We start from the raw sequence: 18,298 nt of genomic DNA, 5'->3' as shown, positions 1-18,298 counted from the left end.
TCTCCTCCTGAATCCTTCATGGCGGCCCATGGCCTGCGCAACCCCCATTTACAAACGCTGTGGGGGCCGCTGTGGCGCACCCGCCCGGTGGTTGAACACCGCCGCGAGCGCCTGTGGCTGGCAGATGGTGACTTTCTCGATCTGGACTGGCACGGCGCACCTTCATCCGATGCGCCCATAGTGCTGGTATTGCATGGGCTGACCGGCTCATCGGCTTCACACTATGTCGCCGGCCAGCAACGGGCCCTTGCCACGCAAGGCTGGACCAGTGTCGCCCTGAACTGGCGCGGCTGCTCCGGCGAGCCGAATCTGCTGGCGCGCAGTTATCACTCCGGCGCCAGCGAAGACCTGGCAGCAGCCGTGGCCCATTTGCGCACCACGCATCCTCTGGCTCCGCTGTATGCGGTGGGCTACTCGCTGGGAGGCAACGTACTGCTCAAATATCTGGGTGAAAGTGGCAGCGAGAGTGGCTTGCAGGGCGCGGTGGCAGTGTCGGTGCCGTTTCGCCTCGACCAGTGCGCCGACCGGATTGGCCAGGGCTTCTCCAAGGTCTACCAGGCGCATTTCATGCGTGAAATGCTGGTGTATGTCACCAACAAGCAGCGTCAATTTCGCCACGATGCCCGGCATGCGCCGCTGGCCACGCTGGAAAACCTGGGCTCCATAAAATCGCTGCGAAAAATGCGCACCTTTTGGGAGTTCGATGACCGGGTCACGGCACCGCTCAATGGCTACCTGAATGTCGATGATTACTACCGCCGCGCCTCCAGCCGGTATTTCCTGGGCGCCATCAACACTCCCACGCTGATTATCCACGCCGAAGACGACCCGTTCGTGTTCAAACACAGTATCCCCGAGGCCAGCGAACTGTCGGCATGCACCACACTTGAGTTGCACGCCAAAGGTGGCCATGTCGGGTTTGTCGAAGGCTCCCTGAAAACCCCGGGTTATTACCTCGAACGGCGTATCCCGCAATGGCTGGCGGCCCTCAGGCCCGGATCGGCGTAATGAACAGCGAGCAGGGTGAGTCGATCCGCTTCTGGCAAACGCCACCGCTGACAGGTGTCGAATTGCTCACCGCGCGCTACATCGAACACCGCTTCGTACCCCACGTGCATGATGGTTTTGTGATCGGCATGATCATGGACGGTGCCCAGCGCTATCGCTATCGCGGGGCTGAACATCTGGCTTGCTCCGGCACCCTGGTGCTGATCAATCCGGACGAAGTGCACAACGGGCACAAAGGTCATGATGCCGGCTGGCGCTACCGGGCGTTCTATCCCGACAACGCACAACTGCACAGCCTGCTGGAAGAACTCGGATTGCCTGGCATGCACCTGCCGACCTTCAATGACACCCTGATTCACGACCCGGACCTGTTCAGCGGCTTGTGCCAGCTGCACCAATTACTCGAAGGCCCGGAGTCGGCACTGCATCAACAAACGGTCTGGCGGCAAATGATGCTGGCGCTGCTCAATCGCCATGCCCGCCTGCCAATGCCGGCCAGGCCGGGCATTGAACATCGTGCCGTACGTCAGGCCAAGGAGCTGCTGCAAGCACGTCTCGCCGAACCGCCCTCCCTGGAACAGCTGGCAGCAGCGGTCAATCTCTCGGCGTTCCATTTAGCCAGGGTGTTTCAACGCGCGACGGGCATGCCACCGCACACCTGGCTGATGCAGCAACGTATTGCCCACGCCCGCGCCTTGCTGAAAAAGGGTTGTTTACCGCTGCAAGTGGCTACGCAATTGGGTTTTGCCGATCAAAGCCATCTGAGCCGGCAATTCAAGAAGGTGTACGGCGTTGGCCCCGGTGCCTATCGCGCGGCCAGTGCCAATAAACACCCGTAGTCGCTGCCCAGGCACGAAGGCTGCGATCGATTGCGAAGCGATCGCCAGGCCTGTCGGGGGGCTTTTAAGGGCTCGCAGCCTTCGTGCCTCGGCAGCGACTACAGTACCCAAAGGGCATCAATCGCCGGTAGCAATGCCCCGCTCAGGGTCGTTGATCCATTCGCTCCACGAGCCCGCATAGAGTTTACCCAGCGGATAACCGGCCAACCCCAGTGCAAACAGGTTGTGGCACGCCGTCACGCCGGAGCCGCAATAGGCCACCAGCTCTTGCGCAGAACGACCGGCGAGTTGCTCGGCAAAGCGCTTTTTGAGTTGATTGGCAGGTAAAAAACGCCCGCTGCTGTCGAGGTTTTCACTGAACGCTGCACATTGCGCACCCGGAATATGCCCGGCAACAGGATCGATAGGTTCAACCTCGCCGCGAAAGCGTGGTCGGGCACGGGCGTCGATCAAGGTCAGGCCCGGATCACCCAGGCGCTTTTGCAAGTGCTCGGCATCCACCATCAACCGCTTGTCGAGCTTGCCTTCCAGGTTGCCACGCGGCTTGACCACAGCATCCAGACTGAGCGGGAAACCTGCGCCATGCCAGGCCTTGAGGCCGCCATCGAGGATAAACACGCCGTCGCGCTTGCCCAGCCAGGCCAGCAACCACCATGCCCGGGCGGCATAGACCCCCGGACCGTCGTCATAAAGCACCACATCGCTGTCGTCATTGATGCCCCATGCGCGCAGTCGTTCCAGCAACACCTGTGGCTCGGGCAACGGATGGCGACCAGTGACACCTTTGATCACGGGGCCGCTCAAATCACGTTCAAGGTCAGCAAATTGCGCACCGGCTATATGCCCTTCGGCGTAGCTGCAACGGCCATAGTCCGGGTCTTCAAGGGCGAAACGGCAATCCAGAATAACCAGACCGGGCAGCTCCTGGCGTTCGCTCAGGGCTTGGGGGCTGATCAGTTGCGCGACGGGCATAGGGAACTCCTGTGAGGGGGTGAAATGCGTTTATTGAACGTGCAGCGCGTGCTCCAGCGGGACGTAGTAGTCCTTGATCAGTTCATCGAAGTCTGCTCGGCCCTGAGCGGTGACAAAGCCCGATTCCAGGACCAGCAGTTGATACACCCCGCGCTTGATGGCCTGCTCACTGAGCTGGTCGTTGTTCTCCCGGGTAGTACACAGAAAACTGACCCATGAGGTGAGAATGATCCACGCATTGAGGGTCAGCGACTCGATTTGCAGGGGGGTCATGCACATGAGACCGGCATCGACAAAACCGCGATAAATTGCTTGTGCCTGATGCAGACAGTTCTGGGAAAAGACCCGGTAACGGGCGGCAAGCTCACTGTCGCTGTGCAGCAAGTGCTCGATATCACGGTACAAAAAGCGATAGCGCCACATGGCATCCAGCAACTGCTGCAAGTAATGGCGCTTGTCTTCAACAGTGGCCATACGCCCTTCGGGCGGGCGCAGAAACCTCAACACCAACGCCTCATACTCGCTGAACAACACCGAGATGATCGCCTGCTTGTTAGGGAAGTGGTAATACAGATTGCCCGGAGAAATTTCCATATGCGCGGCAATGTGGTTGGTGCTCACACTGCGCTCGCCCAGCTGATTGAACAGCTCAAGGCTGCTATTGACGATGCGCTGGCTGGTTTTTATTCGTGGGGCCATGGGCTTCTTGGGCTTTAATGAAAAAACGAAAGACATCTTACGACCTTACCCGCCATCGTTAAACCTCACGGGTAACAGCCCCTGATTGACAGCTTAGAGCATAGGCTCTAAAAGCATTGCTGCTCTCTAATAAAAATAACCAACACGCCATCCGCCCGGAGCAAACCATGTCTGTCGACAGTGTCCACCGTCAAGACGCCCCAGCCGTACTGAGCGATCTCCAGTCCCTGCTCGACACACAGCGTCTGGCTTACGCAGCTCATCCCTGCCCGCCCCTGGAACAGCGCCAGCAATGGTTGAAAAGTCTGCGCAGGTTATTGAGTGATGAGCGCGAAGTTCTGATCGACACCATCAGCCAGGATTTCAGCCACCGCAGCCCTGACGAAACCCTGTTTGCCGAGCTGATGCCCAGCCTGCACAGCATTGATTACACCCTTAAACACCTCAAGCGCTGGATGAAGCCTTCGCCGCGCAGCGTGGGCGTGATGTTCCAGCCCGCCAGCGCCAGCGTGATCTATCAACCACTGGGCGTGGTCGGCATTATCGTGCCGTGGAACTACCCGCTCTACCTGGCTATAGGGCCACTGATCGGGGCATTGGCGGCAGGCAACCGGGTAATGCTCAAACTCAGCGAGTTCACCCCGGCCACCGGCCACTGGCTCAAGGAATTGTTGGGGCGCATCTTCCCCGAAGACATGGTGGCCGTAGTGCTGGGTGAAGCCGATGTCGCGGTGGCGTTCTCCGGCCTGGCATTTGATCACTTGCTGTTCACCGGCTCGACCCACGTGGGCAAGCAGGTCATGCGTGCAGCGGCCGAACACCTGACCCCGGTCACCCTTGAACTGGGCGGTAAATCGCCAGCCATCGTGTCTGTCGATGTGCCACTCAAGGATGCCGCCCAACGCATTGCCTGGGGCAAGACCCTGAACGCCGGGCAAACCTGCATTGCCCCGGATTATGTGCTGGTCCCGCAAGATCGGGTCGATGGCTTTGTTCAGGCCTATCGCCAGGCCGTGCACAGCTTTTATCCGACCCTGATCGACAACCCGGACTACACCGCAATCATCAACGAGCGCCAGCTGGCGCGGCTTGAACGGCTGCAAACCGACGCCACACTGAAGGGCGCACGTCTGGTCCCGCTGTACGATCAAGGTCAGGGTCGGCGTATGCCCCACGCCCTGCTGCTGGATGTAAACGACGAGATGCAGGTCATGCAGGACGAGATCTTCGGCCCGTTGCTGCCCATCGTGGCCTACAGCGATTTGCAGCAAGCTCTGGACTACATCAACGCCAGACCGCGCCCGCTGGCGCTGTACTACTTCGGCTACAACAAGGCTGAGCAGCAGAGAGTCATTCAGAACACCCATTCCGGCGGCGTGTGCATCAACGAAACACTGCTGCATGTGGCCATCGACGACTTGCCGTTTGGTGGCGTCGGGCATTCCGGCATGGGCCACTACCATGGTCACGAAGGCTTTTTGACCTTCAGCAAAGCCAAGGGCGTTCTGGCTAAACAACGCCTGAATGGCTCGCTGATGATTTACCCGCCTTATGGTCGCCAGCTGGTACGTCTGATCCAGAAGCTGTTTATTCGCTAGCCGGGGTGGCCCATGCCTGAATTAACCGTTGAGAAGCTTGTGCTGTCGCGTCGGGGAGCCCTGAAAATCGGCCTGTGGGCCAGCGCATTGCTGGTTACCGCCGGGCTGGGTGCCAGCCTCAGTGGCTGCTCGGCCAGCAGCAGTGCCTCAGGCTTTACCATTTTGCGCAGCAGTGATCTGATTTTTTTGCGCGCACTGATCCCGGTGATGCTGGCGGGCAGCGTGGACGCCCCGGCGCTTCCCGGTGCGGCGGATGCCACGCTGCATCAACTGGATAACAACCTCAATCACTTGTCACCGGAACTGCTCAAGCTGACTCAACAACTGTTCGATGTGCTGGCCCTGCCGGTAACACGCGGTCCGTTGACCGGGGTCTGGAGCAACTGGACAAGCGCCAGCCCCGAACAGATCCGTGACTTCTTGCAGCGCTGGCAAAACAGCAGCCTGAACCTGCTGCGCATGGGCCATGGCTCGCTGGTGCAACTGGTGATGATGAGCTGGTACGAACGCCCCGAATCCTGGGCTGCGTGCGGCTATCCCGGCCCGCCGAAGATCTGACTGAAACGACCTGTAGGAGCGAACTTGCTCGCGAGCTGATAAGCGCGGCGACGAAGAGCTCGCGAGCAAGCTCGCTCCTACAGACACCCCATTGCCACCATGGAAATCCTTTATGCCCGTACCTGATCCGTTCCGCGAAGGCATGGCCCGAGGCTGGAAAACCCGGGATGGCTCGCAACTCGACAGCGACCTGACGCTCGAAGCCGATGTAGTGATCGTCGGGAGCGGTGCCGGCGGCGGGACGACGGCCGAGATTCTTAGCGCCGCGGGGTACAAGGTTCTATTGATTGAAGAAGGCCCTCTCAAAACCAGCAGTGATTTCAAACTGCTCGAAGCCGATGCCTACTCGAATCTTTATCAGGAGGGCGTCGGGCGCATGAGCAAAGACGGCGCCATCAGCATCCTCCAAGGGCGGGCAGTGGGCGGTACGACCCTGGTCAACTGGACCTCAAGTTTTCGCACCCCTGCACCCACCCTGGAGCATTGGGCCCGCGAACACTCGGTGGCAGGCCTCAGCGACGCCGAGATGGCGCCCTGGTTCGAGCAAATGGAACAACGTCTTGGCGTCGCACCCTGGCGGGTTCCGCCCAACGCCAATAACGAGGTGATCCGCAACGGTTGTGAAAAGCTCGGCTACAGCTGGGATGTGATCCCGCGCAATGTGCGCGGTTGCTGGAACCTGGGCTATTGCGGCATGGGCTGCCCGACCAATGCCAAACAATCGATGCTGGTGACGACTATCCCCGCAACCCTGGAACAAGGCGGCGAGCTGCTGTACCTGGCCCGCGCCTGGCGGCTGCTGATCAGCGGCGACAAGGTCACAGGTCTGGAGTGCCAGGCCATGGACAACCGCTGCGTGGCGCCCACGGGCCGCACAATAACGGTCAAGGCCCGGCACTACGTGCTGGCCGGCGGCGGCATCAATACCCCCGGCCTGCTGCTGCGATCAGACGCGCCCGACCCCCACGGCCGGGTCGGCAAACGTACGTTTCTGCACCTGGTCAACTTCTCTGCGGCGCAATTTCCTGCTGCCATCAATCCGTTTTACGGCGCCCCGCAATCGATTTACTCCGATCACTTTCAATGGAAAGACGGCACCACCGGGCCCATGGGCTACAAACTCGAAGTACCGCCACTGCACCCGGCCCTGGCCGCCACGATATTTGCCGGCTTCGGCCAAACCAGCGCCGGGCATATGGCGCAACTGCCCCATACCCATATGATGCTGGCGTTGATGCGCGACGGTTTTCATCCCGACAGCCCCGGAGGCAATGTCGAGTTGCGCTCAGATGGCAGCCCGGTACTCGACTACAGGCTCACGCCCTACGTCTGGGAAGGCCTCAAACGCGCCCTCCACAGCATGGCCGAGATCCAGTTTGCGGCAGGCGCCAGCGCCGTCATGCCACTGCACAGTGATGCGCGGTACATGAACAGCCTTGCCCGGACACGTGATCAAATCGACAGTTTGAGCCTTGAGTTGTATCGCACCCGGCTTGCCAGCGCCCATGTGATGGGCGGCTGCGCGATGGGCGAGAATCCGCAGATGGCCGTCACCGACAGCCTTGGGCGTCATCATCAACTGCGCAATCTATCGGTCCACGACGGCTCTTTATTCCCCACCAGCATTGGCGCCAACCCGCAATTATCGGTGTACGGAGTCACGGCCAAACTGGCAACACAGCTGGCCGCACGCCTGAAAAATCCGTGAAAAAGTAGTTATTTGGCTACGTCTATAGTGCTTTCTTCTGCGAATGGCGACTTGGCCGACCGGGAATGCTGCGATACCATCCGACTCCCCAACGGATTCCCGCCAGGACGACGCGATGAACCGAGTGTTGTACCCAGGTACATTTGACCCTATTACCAAGGGCCATGGCGATCTGGTCGAACGCGCCTCGCGCCTGTTCGATCACGTGATCATTGCTGTCGCTGCCAGCACCAAAAAAAACCCGCTATTCCCTCTGGAACAGCGTGTGGAGCTGGCGCGTGAAGTCACCAAGCACCTGCCCAATGTGGAGGTAGTCGGCTTCTCGACACTGCTCGCGCACTTCGCCAAAGAACAGAACGCCAATGTCTTTCTGCGTGGCCTGCGGGCCGTGTCGGACTTCGAATACGAGTTCCAGCTGGCGAACATGAATCGCCAACTGGCCCCCGACGTCGAAAGTCTGTTCCTCACGCCGTCAGAGCGTTATTCGTTCATTTCGTCGACATTGGTGCGGGAAATCGCAGCATTGGGTGGCGATATCAACAAATTCGTTCACCCGGCCGTAGCCGATGCCCTCACCGAGCGCTTTCGCAAGAAGTGACCGCTGAAGCGGCGCCCGCGTGCACTGCGGGCGCCAATGCGGCACAATTGCCCGCATTCGATTTCAGTTGCCCGGGCCGAGCGCCCCGGCAGGAGTACCCATGTCCCTGATCATCACCGACGATTGCATTAACTGCGACGTCTGCGAACCCGAGTGTCCGAACGCTGCCATTTCCCAGGGCGAAGAGATCTACGTGATCGACCCGAACCTGTGTACCCAGTGCGTGGGCCACTACGACGAGCCGCAATGCCAGCAGGTTTGCCCCGTTGACTGCATCCCCCTGGATGAAGCCCACCCGGAAACCGAAGAACAGCTGATGGCCAAATACAAGGCAATCACCGGCAAGGCCTGACCTTGTCAGCCATTGTTTCCATGCGCCGAACCTGAAAAGCCACAGTGCCTGAATCGCCGGCAACCCAGCTCCCACATCGATAAACAGTGTGGGGGCCGGCTTGCCGGCGATTGCGTGTCAGCTCTGGCAACGCGGGCAGAATACGCTGGCGCGCTGGCCCAGTTTGACCTCGCGCAGCTCGGTGCCACAGACCTTGCAGGACTGGTAGCCCCGCCCGTACACAAACAGTTCTTGCTGGAAGTAGCCGGGCTGCCCGTCGCCACCGATAAAATCGCGCAAGGTGGTGCCACCGCGCTCGATTGCCGCCGCCAGAATCCGCTTGATTTCGATTGCCAGCTTCAAATAACGCGCCCGGGAAATGCTTTTGGCCTCGCGACGCGGATCAATGCCCGCGGCAAACAGGGCTTCTGTCGCGTAGATATTGCCCACGCCCACCACCACTGCGTTGTCCATGATGAACGGCTTGACGGCCATCGAACGCTTGCGCGACAGCTGAAACAGCCGGTCACCGTCAAACAGATCAGTCAGGGGCTCAGGCCCCAGTCGCAGCAGCAGTTCATGGTTCAGCGGGTCCAGGCTCCAGAGCATCGCCCCGAAACGCCGCGGGTCGGTGTAGCGCAATGCCAGGCCGGATTCCAGTTCAATGTCCACATGCTCGTGCTTGGCCGCAGGCAGCCCGGCTTCCACCAGGCGCAGGTTGCCCGACATGCCCAAATGGCTGATCAGCGTCCCGACCTCGGCGTTAATCAGCAAATACTTGGCGCGCCGCTCGACCAGCACGATCTTTTGCCCCGACAGACGCACATCAAGGTCTTCCGGGATCGGCCAGCGCAAACGTCGCTCGCGCACAATCACCCGGCTGACCCGCTGACCTTCAAGGTGCGGGGCAATCCCCCGGCGGGTGGTTTCGACTTCAGGTAATTCAGGCATGGGAGGCTCCTGCGAAACTAGTGGGCACCCAGCTCGCGAATGCTTTCTTTAAGGTTGTCAAAGTCGTAATCGGACAGGCCAATGTAGTCCAGTACCAGGTGCCTGATGCTGTCCCACTCATGGTCTTCACGCTGGTTGCCCAGCACTGTGTGCGAGGCACAAATATGTTCGGCCATCTTGAGGATCGCCAGCAGGTTTTTAAGCTGGCTGTTGCGCGAAGAGTCGTCACTGAAAATCGCCAGCGCATTGTGGTGATTGGCAATCGCCTCTGTCAGATGCACCGGCAAACGCCAGGACTTAGCCGTGTAGTAGCCGACTACCGCATGGTTGGTATTGAAGTGCCGGTTTTCAGTGTCGACCACACGGCTGCCGGTCCCGGCATTGGCATAGCCCTGCTCCAGTACCCGCATGTAATCCGGGAAGCGCTTGAGCATCAACGGGATGCCGCAATCGTGAAACAGCCCCAGGGCGTAGGCTTCATCCAGAGCCTGGGTGCCGGTGCGCTTGGCCAGGGTCAGGCTGGTCATTGCCACGTCCTGGGCCGTGTCCCAAAACCGGTTAAGGGTCACGATGGTGTCGTCTGTCATCTCGCCCTTGATCGACTGTGCGTTGATCAGGTTGATCACGGTCCGGCTGCCGAGCACCGTGACGGCGCGGCGGATCGAGGCGATCTTGTTGCTCAGGCCGTAATACGGCGAGTTGACGATTTTCAGCAGTGCGCCGGACAGCCCCGGGTCTTGAGCTATCAGGCCGGCGATCACTTCCAGGTCCGGGTCCGGCATGTATTGCTCCATCTGCAAATCCACCATGATTTGCGGTTGGGGCGGCACGCTGATGCCTTGCAGGGCGAGGCTGATCTGTTCGGATGAAAGCTCTGGGGGCATAACGACGCACTCTAAATTGGACGGCGAGTCTAGCGGAAATTTCTGGCCATTTGCGCACCTAATCCGACGCAATACCGCGAATCAGCTGAGCTTGAAGGGTGCGTCTAAGGCTATAATCGCGCCCTTTTCAATACCCGGAGCGACGTCATGTCCCTGCCAAGCCTGCGCCTTAAAGCCAATGCCGATCGACGCCTGCGCGCCGGCCACTTGTGGGTCTACAGCAACGAAATTGATGTAGCCAACACCCCCCTTCACGGCTTCAAGGCCGGCGACCAGGCCGTACTCGAAACAGCCGGCGGCAAGCCGCTGGGCATCGTTGCCATGAGCCCGAACAACCTGATCTGCGCCCGCCTGCTGTCGCGCGACATCAAATTGCCGCTGGACAAGTCCCTGCTGGTCCATCGCCTGAACATGGCCTTGTCCCTGCGCGAGCGTCTGTTCGACAAGCCTTACTATCGTCTGGTATTCGGCGATTCCGACCTGCTGCCGGGCCTGGTCGTAGACCGTTTCGGCGACATTCTGGTGGTTCAGCTGGCCTCAGCCACCATGGAACAGCACAAAGACGACGTGATCGCGGCACTGGTACAAGTCATCAAGCCAAGCGGCATTCTGTTCAAGAACGACTCGGCGGCCCGTGATGCCGAAGGCCTTGAGCGTTATGTTGAAACCGTCTTCGGCCTGGTGCCGGAGTGGGTTGCGCTGGAAGAGAACGGCGTGAAGTTCGAAGCACCGGTCATGGCCGGCCAGAAAACCGGCTGGTTCTACGACCACCGCATGAACCGCGCTCGCCTCGCACCGTACGTTAAAGGCAAAAAGGTTCTGGACCTGTTCAGCTACATCGGTGGCTGGGGTATTCAGGCTGCCGCTTTCGGCGCCAGCGAAGTGACCTGCGTCGACGCCTCCTCGTTCGCCTTGGACGGTGTTGAGCGCAACGCTGCGTTGAACGGTTTTGCCGAGAAAGTCACCTGCATGGAAGGCGACGTTTTTGAAGCCCTGAAAGAGCTCAAGGCCAACGAAGAGCGTTTCGACGTGATCGTGGCCGATCCTCCGGCCTTCATCAAACGTAAAAAAGACCTGAAAAACGGCGAAGGCGCTTACCGTCGCCTGAACGAGCAAGCCATGCGCCTGCTCAGCAAGGACGGGATTCTGGTCAGCGCATCGTGCTCGATGCACCTGCCAGAAGACGACCTGCAAAACATTCTGCTGACCAGCGCCCGTCACCTGGATCGCAACATCCAGCTGCTGGAACGCGGCGGCCAGGGCCCGGATCACCCGGTGCACCCGGCAATTGCCGAAACACGCTACATCAAGAGCATCACCTGCCGTTTGCTGCCTAACAGCTAACACGCCTGAATCGCTGGCAAGCCAGCTCCCACAGTGGAAATGCCCTGAGCATATCTTGTGGGAGCCGGCTTGCCGGCGATGACTCAACATCCTGCAAACCGAGGCGCCTGCCTCGCCGCACGTCCGGCTCCCACAGGGTTTTCCTTGTTAAGGCTGCGGCGTTGTATCCAGCTTCGGGTTCAGCTCTTGATCGCCAGTCTGCAGCGATTGATAACGCGGCTTCACCACTTTCACCTTCCCTTCGCGAATCTGTTCAATCATCTCCAGCGGGTTGTCCACACCTTCATAGGCGCCTGAGCGCTGCCAGTTGCCTTGGGAGTCACGCTTGAAGAAGTACAGCGCATCCGACCACTTGTATTTAGGCAGTTGCAGCACTTCGTCCTGCCCGTCCTGATCCAGATCGACTGCCCACATTGCACATCCCGGGTACAAACAGCCCTGGCCGCCAATTTTTGGGTCGTTGAACTGTTCGCTGCCTTCCACAGCAGGCCCGACCCACTCCAGAAGCCGTCCATCGGACTCCCGCTCAATTTTGCCGGCTTGCGCATCCTTGAGCCGTTTCAACAAAACCTGACGCGCGGGTTCTGCCAGCACCCTGCCCTGCTCGACCTGCTCCAGCAATGCCTCAAACGCCTGCGTGCCCGGTGGGCCCAAGCGATAGCGCAAGGTGTCTGCATCAAAGGTCTCAACCGGGCTTTTGGCCTCAAGCACGCGCTTTACCTGATTAGTGGCGCTGATCTGCAACGGGCTGAACCACGGGGTATGAATCGCCAGTAGCAATACCACGCTGATCAACGCAATCAGCGGGTTGCTGATGCGCAAGCTCCACAACCACTGACGCTGAGGCACCACCACCGCCCAGGCGGCGGCAAGGGTATGCGCCAACATCACGGCCACCAGCAACATGGCCAGAATACGGCTGGGCGTGAGGCCGTATTGCTCAATTCGTAGCCAGCTCGAATACCCCGCCAGCACCACCAGTACCGGCAAGCACAGCAGGCACAGGTCCACTATGCCCAACAGCCATCGCGGATAACCGCTGCTCTGTTCACCGACCTGGAACACGCCGTTGAGCAGAAACAGATTGGCTGCCACCAGGCACAGCATGATCGGCGTTGAATAGCCGGTGGCCCAAATGGGCTGCAAGCCGGTGAATGGCAGGGCGAAGGTGAAGACAATGGCAATCAGCGAACTCAGGGGCAGCAGGAAGCGGCACAAGGTCAGCAAAATCCCGCGTAACAACCCGATCACACGATCGTTGTCGCGCCCCATCTGCAGGCCCAGGGCGAGCACCATCATTGAACTGACACAGATAAACCCGGTGGTGGAAAACAACTGATTGAGGGCCACAATCCCGAGCATCTTGAACAGGCTGCCCCACAACAGCAGCAGCGCCCAGAACACGCCGTTCAACAGCAAGCCCAGCAACACGATAAACACCGTGTCCCAGGCGTGGCGGAACAGGTCTTCGTAACGCGGGAAGCGTCCTTCGCGGCTCGGCCAGCTGAGAATGAAAGCCGTGACTATGTAGGTGATCACCACCGCAAAGCAGACCCAAGTGCCGGTCAGCCAGTTACTGGTGCGCGAACTGTCGCCGCCCTCCCAGTACACCCAGGCACTGATTGCGCTCATCACCACCGTCAGCCCGAGCACCAGCCAGGCTGTGCCCCGCTCACGCACGCTTGCCCCCAGCAGCAACAGGTTGATACCGCCGACCAATGCCGCCGTGGACAATGCGAACCTGATTCCCGGCTCGGTCAGATAACTCGCCAGCCACAGCAGCAGCCCTTGCGCCAGGCCAATGGCCAGGCAGGTTCGCACGGATCGGGTGAGGGTCAGCATGCAAATGTCCTTATCGAAAAATCATGCCTGCACTCTATAGCCTGAACGCCGCAGATGCCTACCGACCCGCCAAATGCAATGACTCCTCATGCAGGCAGCCAACCGTCTCCCCCATTCCCTCACGCCGCCAGCCGTGTAGAATCGACGGATTCATCGCCAATCATCCCCGGCGGGTTTATGAGCTCAGGCCCTGACGCGCGGCGATCCCGCAGCGTTAACGGCAGCTTGCTGACACGTAGTCATTTTCTGTGTAGTCCGCCAGTCATTAGAAGCTCACTTCCCTGTTTGTTACCTGATTAGCCGCCCGGAGTTGTTCCATGCCTGACTATCGTTCGAAAACCTCCACCCACGGCCGCAACATGGCCGGTGCCCGCGCTCTGTGGCGCGCCACGGGGATGAAAGATGCCGACTTCAAGAAGCCGATCATCGCTATTGCCAACTCCTTCACCCAGTTCGTACCCGGCCACGTCCACCTCAAGGACATGGGGCAACTGGTAGCCCGCGAGATCGAACGCGCTGGCGGCGTTGCCAAAGAATTCAACACCATTGCCGTGGATGACGGCATCGCCATGGGCCATGACGGCATGCTGTATTCGCTGCCGAGCCGCGAGATCATCGCCGACTCCGTCGAGTACATGGTCAACGCTCACTGCGCCGACGCCATTGTGTGCATTTCCAACTGCGACAAAATCACCCCTGGCATGCTGATGGCCTCGTTGCGCCTCAACATCCCGGTGATTTTCGTTTCCGGCGGGCCGATGGAAGCGGGCAAAACCAAGCTCGCCAGCCACGGTCTCGACCTGGTAGACGCCATGGTCATCGCCGCCGACTCCAGCGCTTCTGACGAGAAGGTTGCCGAGTACGAGCGCAGCGCCTGCCCTACCTGCGGTTCGTGCTCAGGCATGTTCACCGCCAACTCGATGAACTGCCTCACCGAAGCCCTGGGCCTGGCCCTGCCGGGCAACGGCACGGCGCTGGCGACCCACAGTGACCGCGAGCAACTGTTCCTGCAGGCCGGCCGCACCATCGTCGACCTGTGCCGCCAGTACTACGTCGAAAACGACGAGTCGGTATTGCCGCGCAACATCGCCAACTTCAAGGCGTTCGAAAACGCCATGACGCTGGACATCGCCATGGGCGGTTCGACCAATACCATCCTGCACTTGCTGGCCGCTGCCCAGGAGGCCGAAATCGATTTCGACCTTAAGGACATCGACCGCCTGTCACGCCACGTGCCGCAGCTGTGCAAGGTGGCGCCGAACATCCAGAAGTACCACATGGAAGACGTGCACCGTGCAGGCGGCATTTTCTCCATTCTCGGCTCGCTGGCCCGGGGCGGTTTGCTGCACACCGACCTGCCGACCGTGCACAGCAAGACCCTGGCCGAAGGTATCGCCAAATGGGACATCACCCAGACCGACGATGAAGCTGTTCACACCTTCTTCAAGGCCGGCCCGGCCGGTATTCCGACGCAAACGGCGTTCAGCCAGTCGACCCGCTGGGAAACCCTGGATGACGACCGTGAAAACGGCTGCATCCGCAGTGTTGAGCACGCCTACTCGCAAGAAGGCGGCCTGGCCGTGCTGTACGGCAACATTGCGCTGGATGGCTGCGTAGTCAAAACCGCAGGCGTTGACGAGTCGATCCACGTGTTCGAAGGCAACGCCAAAATCTTCGAAAGCCAGGACAGCGCCGTGCGCGGCATTCTGGCTGACGAAGTCAAAGCCGGTGACATCGTGATCATTCGCTATGAAGGTCCAAAAGGCGGCCCGGGCATGCAAGAGATGCTCTACCCGACGTCCTACCTGAAATCCAAAGGCCTGGGCAAAGCCTGTGCCCTGCTTACCGACGGTCGTTTCTCGGGCGGTACTTCGGGCCTGTCCATCGGCCATGCTTCGCCAGAAGCTGCTGCCGGTGGCGCGATTGGGCTGGTGCAGGACGGCGACAAAGTGCTGATCGACATTCCGAACCGCTCGATCAACCTGTTGATCAGCGACGAAGAAATGACCGCTCGCCGCGCCGCCCAGGACAAAAAGGGCTGGAAGCCGGTAGAAGTGCGCCCACGCAAGGTCACCACGGCCCTCAAGGCCTACGCCTTGCTGGCCACCAGTGCCGACAAAGGCGCGGTACGTGACAAAGCGCTGCTGGACAAGCTGGTGCCATAAGCCGACGCGTCAAACAAAAATCCCGGCCATGTGCCGGGATTTTTTATGCCCGATACAAATCCATTTGCGGGAGCCGGCTTGCCGGCGATGCGGATCGATTCAAGCCAGCTACTCCCAAAGGGTTGTGCAAGCCTGTTACTGAATCTGGTCCGGTTTGACGATCACCCAGTTCTTGTCCGCCGTGACCGGCAACCCTTCCCTGGCCTGCGCCGCAGCGTTCTTGGCCATCATGCCTTCCAGCTGGGTCATGTATTTGTCCTTGCGGTTGATCCACAGATGAACCCCGCCCTTGGCCACGTCCACCCCGTGAAACAGCATGTAGCCGTCACTGCTCGGGGTATCGCCGCCCACCAGCACCGGTTTTTTCCACTGGTCGATGTAGGTCAGGATCGCCGCCTGTTTGCCCGCCATCCAGGTCGCCGGGGTCCAGAGATAAGGCGTGAGTTCCAGTCCGAGATTGGCCTTTTCGTCGTAGGTACCTGCACTGATCTGTTTGCGCGCGGTGGTCAGCTCGCCGGTCTTGCGGTCCTTGAGCAGGGTGCTTACGCCAATCACGTTTTGCGGTTTAACGTTGTAGCCGTACTTGGGGTCTGCCGCGACCATGCGCACCAGCTCTTCCGAGGCGGCCGTCATCACGTACACCTCAATGCCGTTCTCCATCAACTTGTTGAACAGCTCGACCTGGCCGGTAAACACCTTGGGCGGCTGGACCTCGGATGTCTTGATCGTGTCGCCTTCAAAGTAAGTCACCGGCACCGGTTTGCCCGAGGCCATCAGCTCATCCACGTAGCCCTTGAGTTGCTGCAGGGTGAACCCGGAAAACACCTGTGCCACCCATGGATAGCAGACCATGTCGTCCACTTCACACAAGCGGTAGTAGTAGCTGAACAGGCTTTCCTTGTGGTCGGCCGTGTCTTTAAAGGGGATCAGCTTGAGTGACGGGTCGAGGCTGTCGCGGTTGATCAGGCCGCGGTTTTCCATATAGGGCAGCAGCGCTTCTTCCAGATCGTTGCGATAACTGGTGTTGTCCATGTCAAAGACTGCAAAGTTACCCTTGTTCGCATTTGCCGCGATCATGGCCTCCAGTTGTTTGGCCTGATCAGCCGGCCAGTGCTTCAAGTCCGTGGCCATGGCCTGACCGGCAAGGCCCAGACACAGGGTTGCAGCGATCAACTTTATGCTCAGGTTCATCAGCTATGCTCCTATTTAAAGGCATCGACGCTATCAAACCTGCGTGACAGTTTTAACGCGAGCACGACAGCTGACGTTCTGATCGCGGCACTCGCTTATTCCCAAAATCAAGGTAGTCATTCCACAACGGTATATTTGTAGATATATCAACCTGTTAGGATTTCCGGTTCGAAATCGCTACAACCCAAGACTGGTACAAGTCGTCCCTCGGAGCTTTCATGAATTTCCCGCTGATCCTCAATCTGCTGGTGTTCCTCGCGTTGCTGTTCGGCTTGTCGCTGACCCGCCACACCGCGTGGAGCCTGGCGAAAAAAGTCTTGTTGGCGCTGGTTATCGGCGTGCTGTTCGGCCTGGGCCTGCACCTGGTCTATGGTGCCGACAGCCCGACCTTGAAGACCTCCATCGGCTGGTTCGATCTGGTCGGCAGCGGCTACGTGCAACTGCTGCAAATGATCGTGATCCCGCTGGTGTTCGCCTCGATCCTCAGCGCCGTGGCGCGCCTGCATAACGCCTCGTCACTGGGCAAGATCAGCTTTCTGACGATTGGCACACTGCTGTTCACCACCATGATCGCAGCGCTGGTCGGGATCGGCCTGACCAACCTGTTCGGCCTGACGGCGGACGGCCTGGTCGCGGGTGCCGCTGAAATGAGCCGCCTGCAAGTGATCCAGAGTGATTACGCGGGCAAGGTTTCCGATCTCAATGTGCCGCAACTGCTGCTGTCGTTCATTCCGCAGAACCCCTTTGCCGACCTGGCCCGGGCCAAACCGACGTCAATCATCAGCGTGGTGATTTTCGCGGCGTTCCTGGGGATTGCCGCACTGCAACTGTTCAAGGACGAGCCGGAAAAAGGCGGAAAAATCCTCAGCGCTATCGACACCCTGCAAGCCTGGGTGATGCGTCTGGTGCGTCTGGTGATGAAGCTGACCCCCTACGGCGTGCTGGCCCTGATGACCAAAGTGGTCGCCACGTCCAACCTGCAAGACATCATCAAGCTCGGCAGTTTTGTGGTGGTGTCCTACATCGGCCTGGCGCTGATGTTTGTGATCCACGGCGTGATCGTGTCGGTATCCGGGGTTAACCCGCTGCGCTTCTTCCGTAAGGTCTGGCCGGTACTCACATTTGCCTTCACCAGCCGTTCGAGCGCGGCCAGCATTCCGCTGAGCATCGAAGCGCAAACCCGTCGCCTGGGGATTCCGTCCTCGATCGCCAGCTTTGCCGCCTCGTTTGGCGCCACCATCGGTCAAAACGGCTGCGCCGGTCTGTACCCGGCCATGCTGGCGGTGATGGTTGCACCGACAGTGGGCATCAACCCGCTGGACCCGGTGTGGATCGCGTCGCTGGTAGCGATTGTGACTTTGAGTTCGGTTGGCGTGGCAGGCGTGGGCGGCGGTGCAACCTTCGCCGCCCTGATCGTGCTTCCGGCCATGGGCTTGCCGGTGTCACTGGTGGCGTTGCTGATTTCGGTCGAGCCGTTGATCGACATGGGCCGTACGGCACTCAACGTCAGCGGTTCGATGGTAGCCGGTACGGTGACCAGCCAGATCCTGCACCAGACCGACAAGGCCATTCTGGCTGAAGACGATCACGGTGATCTGGCGCACGCCTAA

At 59.7% G+C, this 18,298-nt stretch carries 16 protein-coding genes; 10 read left to right on the top strand and 6 right to left on the bottom strand.

What is annotated here, in order from left to right; all coding sequences use genetic code 11:
• Positions 1 to 18 precede the first annotated feature (18 nt).
• Both AOC04_RS21525 and AOC04_RS21520 read left to right on the top strand, forming a co-directional pair.
• A complete protein-coding gene (locus AOC04_RS21525; protein ID WP_060696567.1) occupies positions 19 to 1,008 on the top strand; it encodes a hydrolase in 990 nt (329 codons plus the stop codon).
• On the top strand, positions 1,008 to 1,847 hold the full coding sequence (locus AOC04_RS21520) for an AraC family transcriptional regulator (RefSeq protein ID WP_171970566.1): 840 nt from the start codon (positions 1,008 to 1,010) through the stop codon (positions 1,845 to 1,847). Before AOC04_RS21525 ends, AOC04_RS21520 begins: the two co-directional genes overlap by 1 nt.
• Positions 1,848 to 1,964: 117 nt before the next feature.
• On the opposite strand, the gene AOC04_RS21515 is transcribed toward AOC04_RS21520, so the two are convergent.
• Entirely contained in the window at positions 1,965 to 2,819 is an 855-nt protein-coding gene (locus AOC04_RS21515) for a sulfurtransferase (RefSeq protein WP_060696565.1), read from the bottom strand.
• 30 nt (positions 2,820 to 2,849) lie between these two features.
• On the bottom strand, positions 2,850 to 3,518 hold the full coding sequence (locus AOC04_RS21510) for a TetR/AcrR family transcriptional regulator (RefSeq protein WP_060696564.1): 669 nt from the start codon (positions 3,516 to 3,518) through the stop codon (positions 2,850 to 2,852).
• A gap of 167 nt (positions 3,519 to 3,685) precedes the next feature.
• Here AOC04_RS21510 and AOC04_RS21505 point away from each other — a divergent pair, with 167 nt between their 5' ends.
• The 5 genes from AOC04_RS21505 to AOC04_RS21485 all read left to right on the top strand — a co-directional run bounded on the left by AOC04_RS21505 (position 3,686) and on the right by AOC04_RS21485 (position 8,332).
• Entirely contained in the window at positions 3,686 to 5,116 is a 1,431-nt protein-coding gene (locus AOC04_RS21505; protein WP_060696563.1) for a coniferyl aldehyde dehydrogenase, read from the top strand.
• A gap of 12 nt (positions 5,117 to 5,128) precedes the next feature.
• Entirely contained in the window at positions 5,129 to 5,674 is a 546-nt protein-coding gene (locus AOC04_RS21500; protein WP_060696562.1) for a hypothetical protein, read from the top strand.
• A 112-nt stretch (positions 5,675 to 5,786) separates the two neighbouring features.
• Complete coding sequence (locus AOC04_RS21495; RefSeq protein ID WP_060696561.1) at positions 5,787 to 7,382, top strand: GMC family oxidoreductase; 1,596 nt, start codon at positions 5,787 to 5,789, stop codon at positions 7,380 to 7,382.
• Positions 7,383 to 7,497: 115 nt separating this feature from the next.
• Positions 7,498 to 7,980: a pantetheine-phosphate adenylyltransferase gene (gene coaD / locus AOC04_RS21490; protein WP_004419754.1), complete on the top strand. Its 483-nt coding sequence runs from the start codon at positions 7,498 to 7,500 to the stop codon at positions 7,978 to 7,980.
• 100 nt (positions 7,981 to 8,080) lie between these two features.
• Positions 8,081 to 8,332 (top strand): YfhL family 4Fe-4S dicluster ferredoxin, encoded by a 252-nt coding sequence (locus AOC04_RS21485; protein WP_004419756.1) that lies wholly within the window; start codon positions 8,081 to 8,083, stop codon positions 8,330 to 8,332.
• A gap of 117 nt (positions 8,333 to 8,449) precedes the next feature.
• On the opposite strand, the gene mutM is transcribed toward AOC04_RS21485, so the two are convergent.
• Complete coding sequence (gene mutM, locus AOC04_RS21480; protein WP_060696560.1) at positions 8,450 to 9,262, bottom strand: bifunctional DNA-formamidopyrimidine glycosylase/DNA-(apurinic or apyrimidinic site) lyase; 813 nt, start codon at positions 9,260 to 9,262, stop codon at positions 8,450 to 8,452.
• A 17-nt stretch (positions 9,263 to 9,279) separates the two neighbouring features.
• Positions 9,280 to 10,092: an HDOD domain-containing protein gene (locus AOC04_RS21475; protein WP_171970568.1), complete on the bottom strand. Its 813-nt coding sequence runs from the start codon at positions 10,090 to 10,092 to the stop codon at positions 9,280 to 9,282.
• A 201-nt stretch (positions 10,093 to 10,293) separates the two neighbouring features.
• Here AOC04_RS21475 and AOC04_RS21470 point away from each other — a divergent pair, with 201 nt between their 5' ends.
• Positions 10,294 to 11,490 (top strand): class I SAM-dependent rRNA methyltransferase, encoded by a 1,197-nt coding sequence (locus AOC04_RS21470; protein WP_004419762.1) that lies wholly within the window; start codon positions 10,294 to 10,296, stop codon positions 11,488 to 11,490.
• 147 nt (positions 11,491 to 11,637) lie between these two features.
• Here the strand turns inward: AOC04_RS21470 and AOC04_RS21465 are convergent, their stop codons facing one another.
• On the bottom strand, positions 11,638 to 13,332 hold the full coding sequence (locus AOC04_RS21465) for a DUF4153 domain-containing protein (protein ID WP_060696558.1): 1,695 nt from the start codon (positions 13,330 to 13,332) through the stop codon (positions 11,638 to 11,640).
• A gap of 317 nt (positions 13,333 to 13,649) precedes the next feature.
• On the opposite strand from AOC04_RS21465, the gene ilvD reads away from it, so the two are divergent.
• Positions 13,650 to 15,497: a dihydroxy-acid dehydratase gene (ilvD, locus tag AOC04_RS21460; protein ID WP_060696557.1), complete on the top strand. Its 1,848-nt coding sequence runs from the start codon at positions 13,650 to 13,652 to the stop codon at positions 15,495 to 15,497.
• A 135-nt stretch (positions 15,498 to 15,632) separates the two neighbouring features.
• On the opposite strand, the gene AOC04_RS21455 is transcribed toward ilvD, so the two are convergent.
• Positions 15,633 to 16,688, bottom strand: coding sequence for an HAD family hydrolase (locus AOC04_RS21455; RefSeq protein ID WP_060696556.1), 1,056 nt, complete (start codon positions 16,686 to 16,688; stop codon positions 15,633 to 15,635).
• A gap of 218 nt (positions 16,689 to 16,906) precedes the next feature.
• Here AOC04_RS21455 and AOC04_RS21450 point away from each other — a divergent pair, with 218 nt between their 5' ends.
• Positions 16,907 to 18,298, top strand: a complete 1,392-nt coding sequence (locus tag AOC04_RS21450; RefSeq protein ID WP_060696555.1) for an L-cystine transporter — start codon at positions 16,907 to 16,909, stop codon at positions 18,296 to 18,298.

Origin of the sequence: Pseudomonas versuta, assembly GCF_001294575.1 — a bacterium.
Classification (GTDB): Bacteria; Pseudomonadota; Gammaproteobacteria; order Pseudomonadales; family Pseudomonadaceae; genus Aquipseudomonas; species Aquipseudomonas versuta.
Note: the sequence above shows the minus strand (reverse complement) of the source record. Positions and strands in the feature narration are given on the sequence as shown.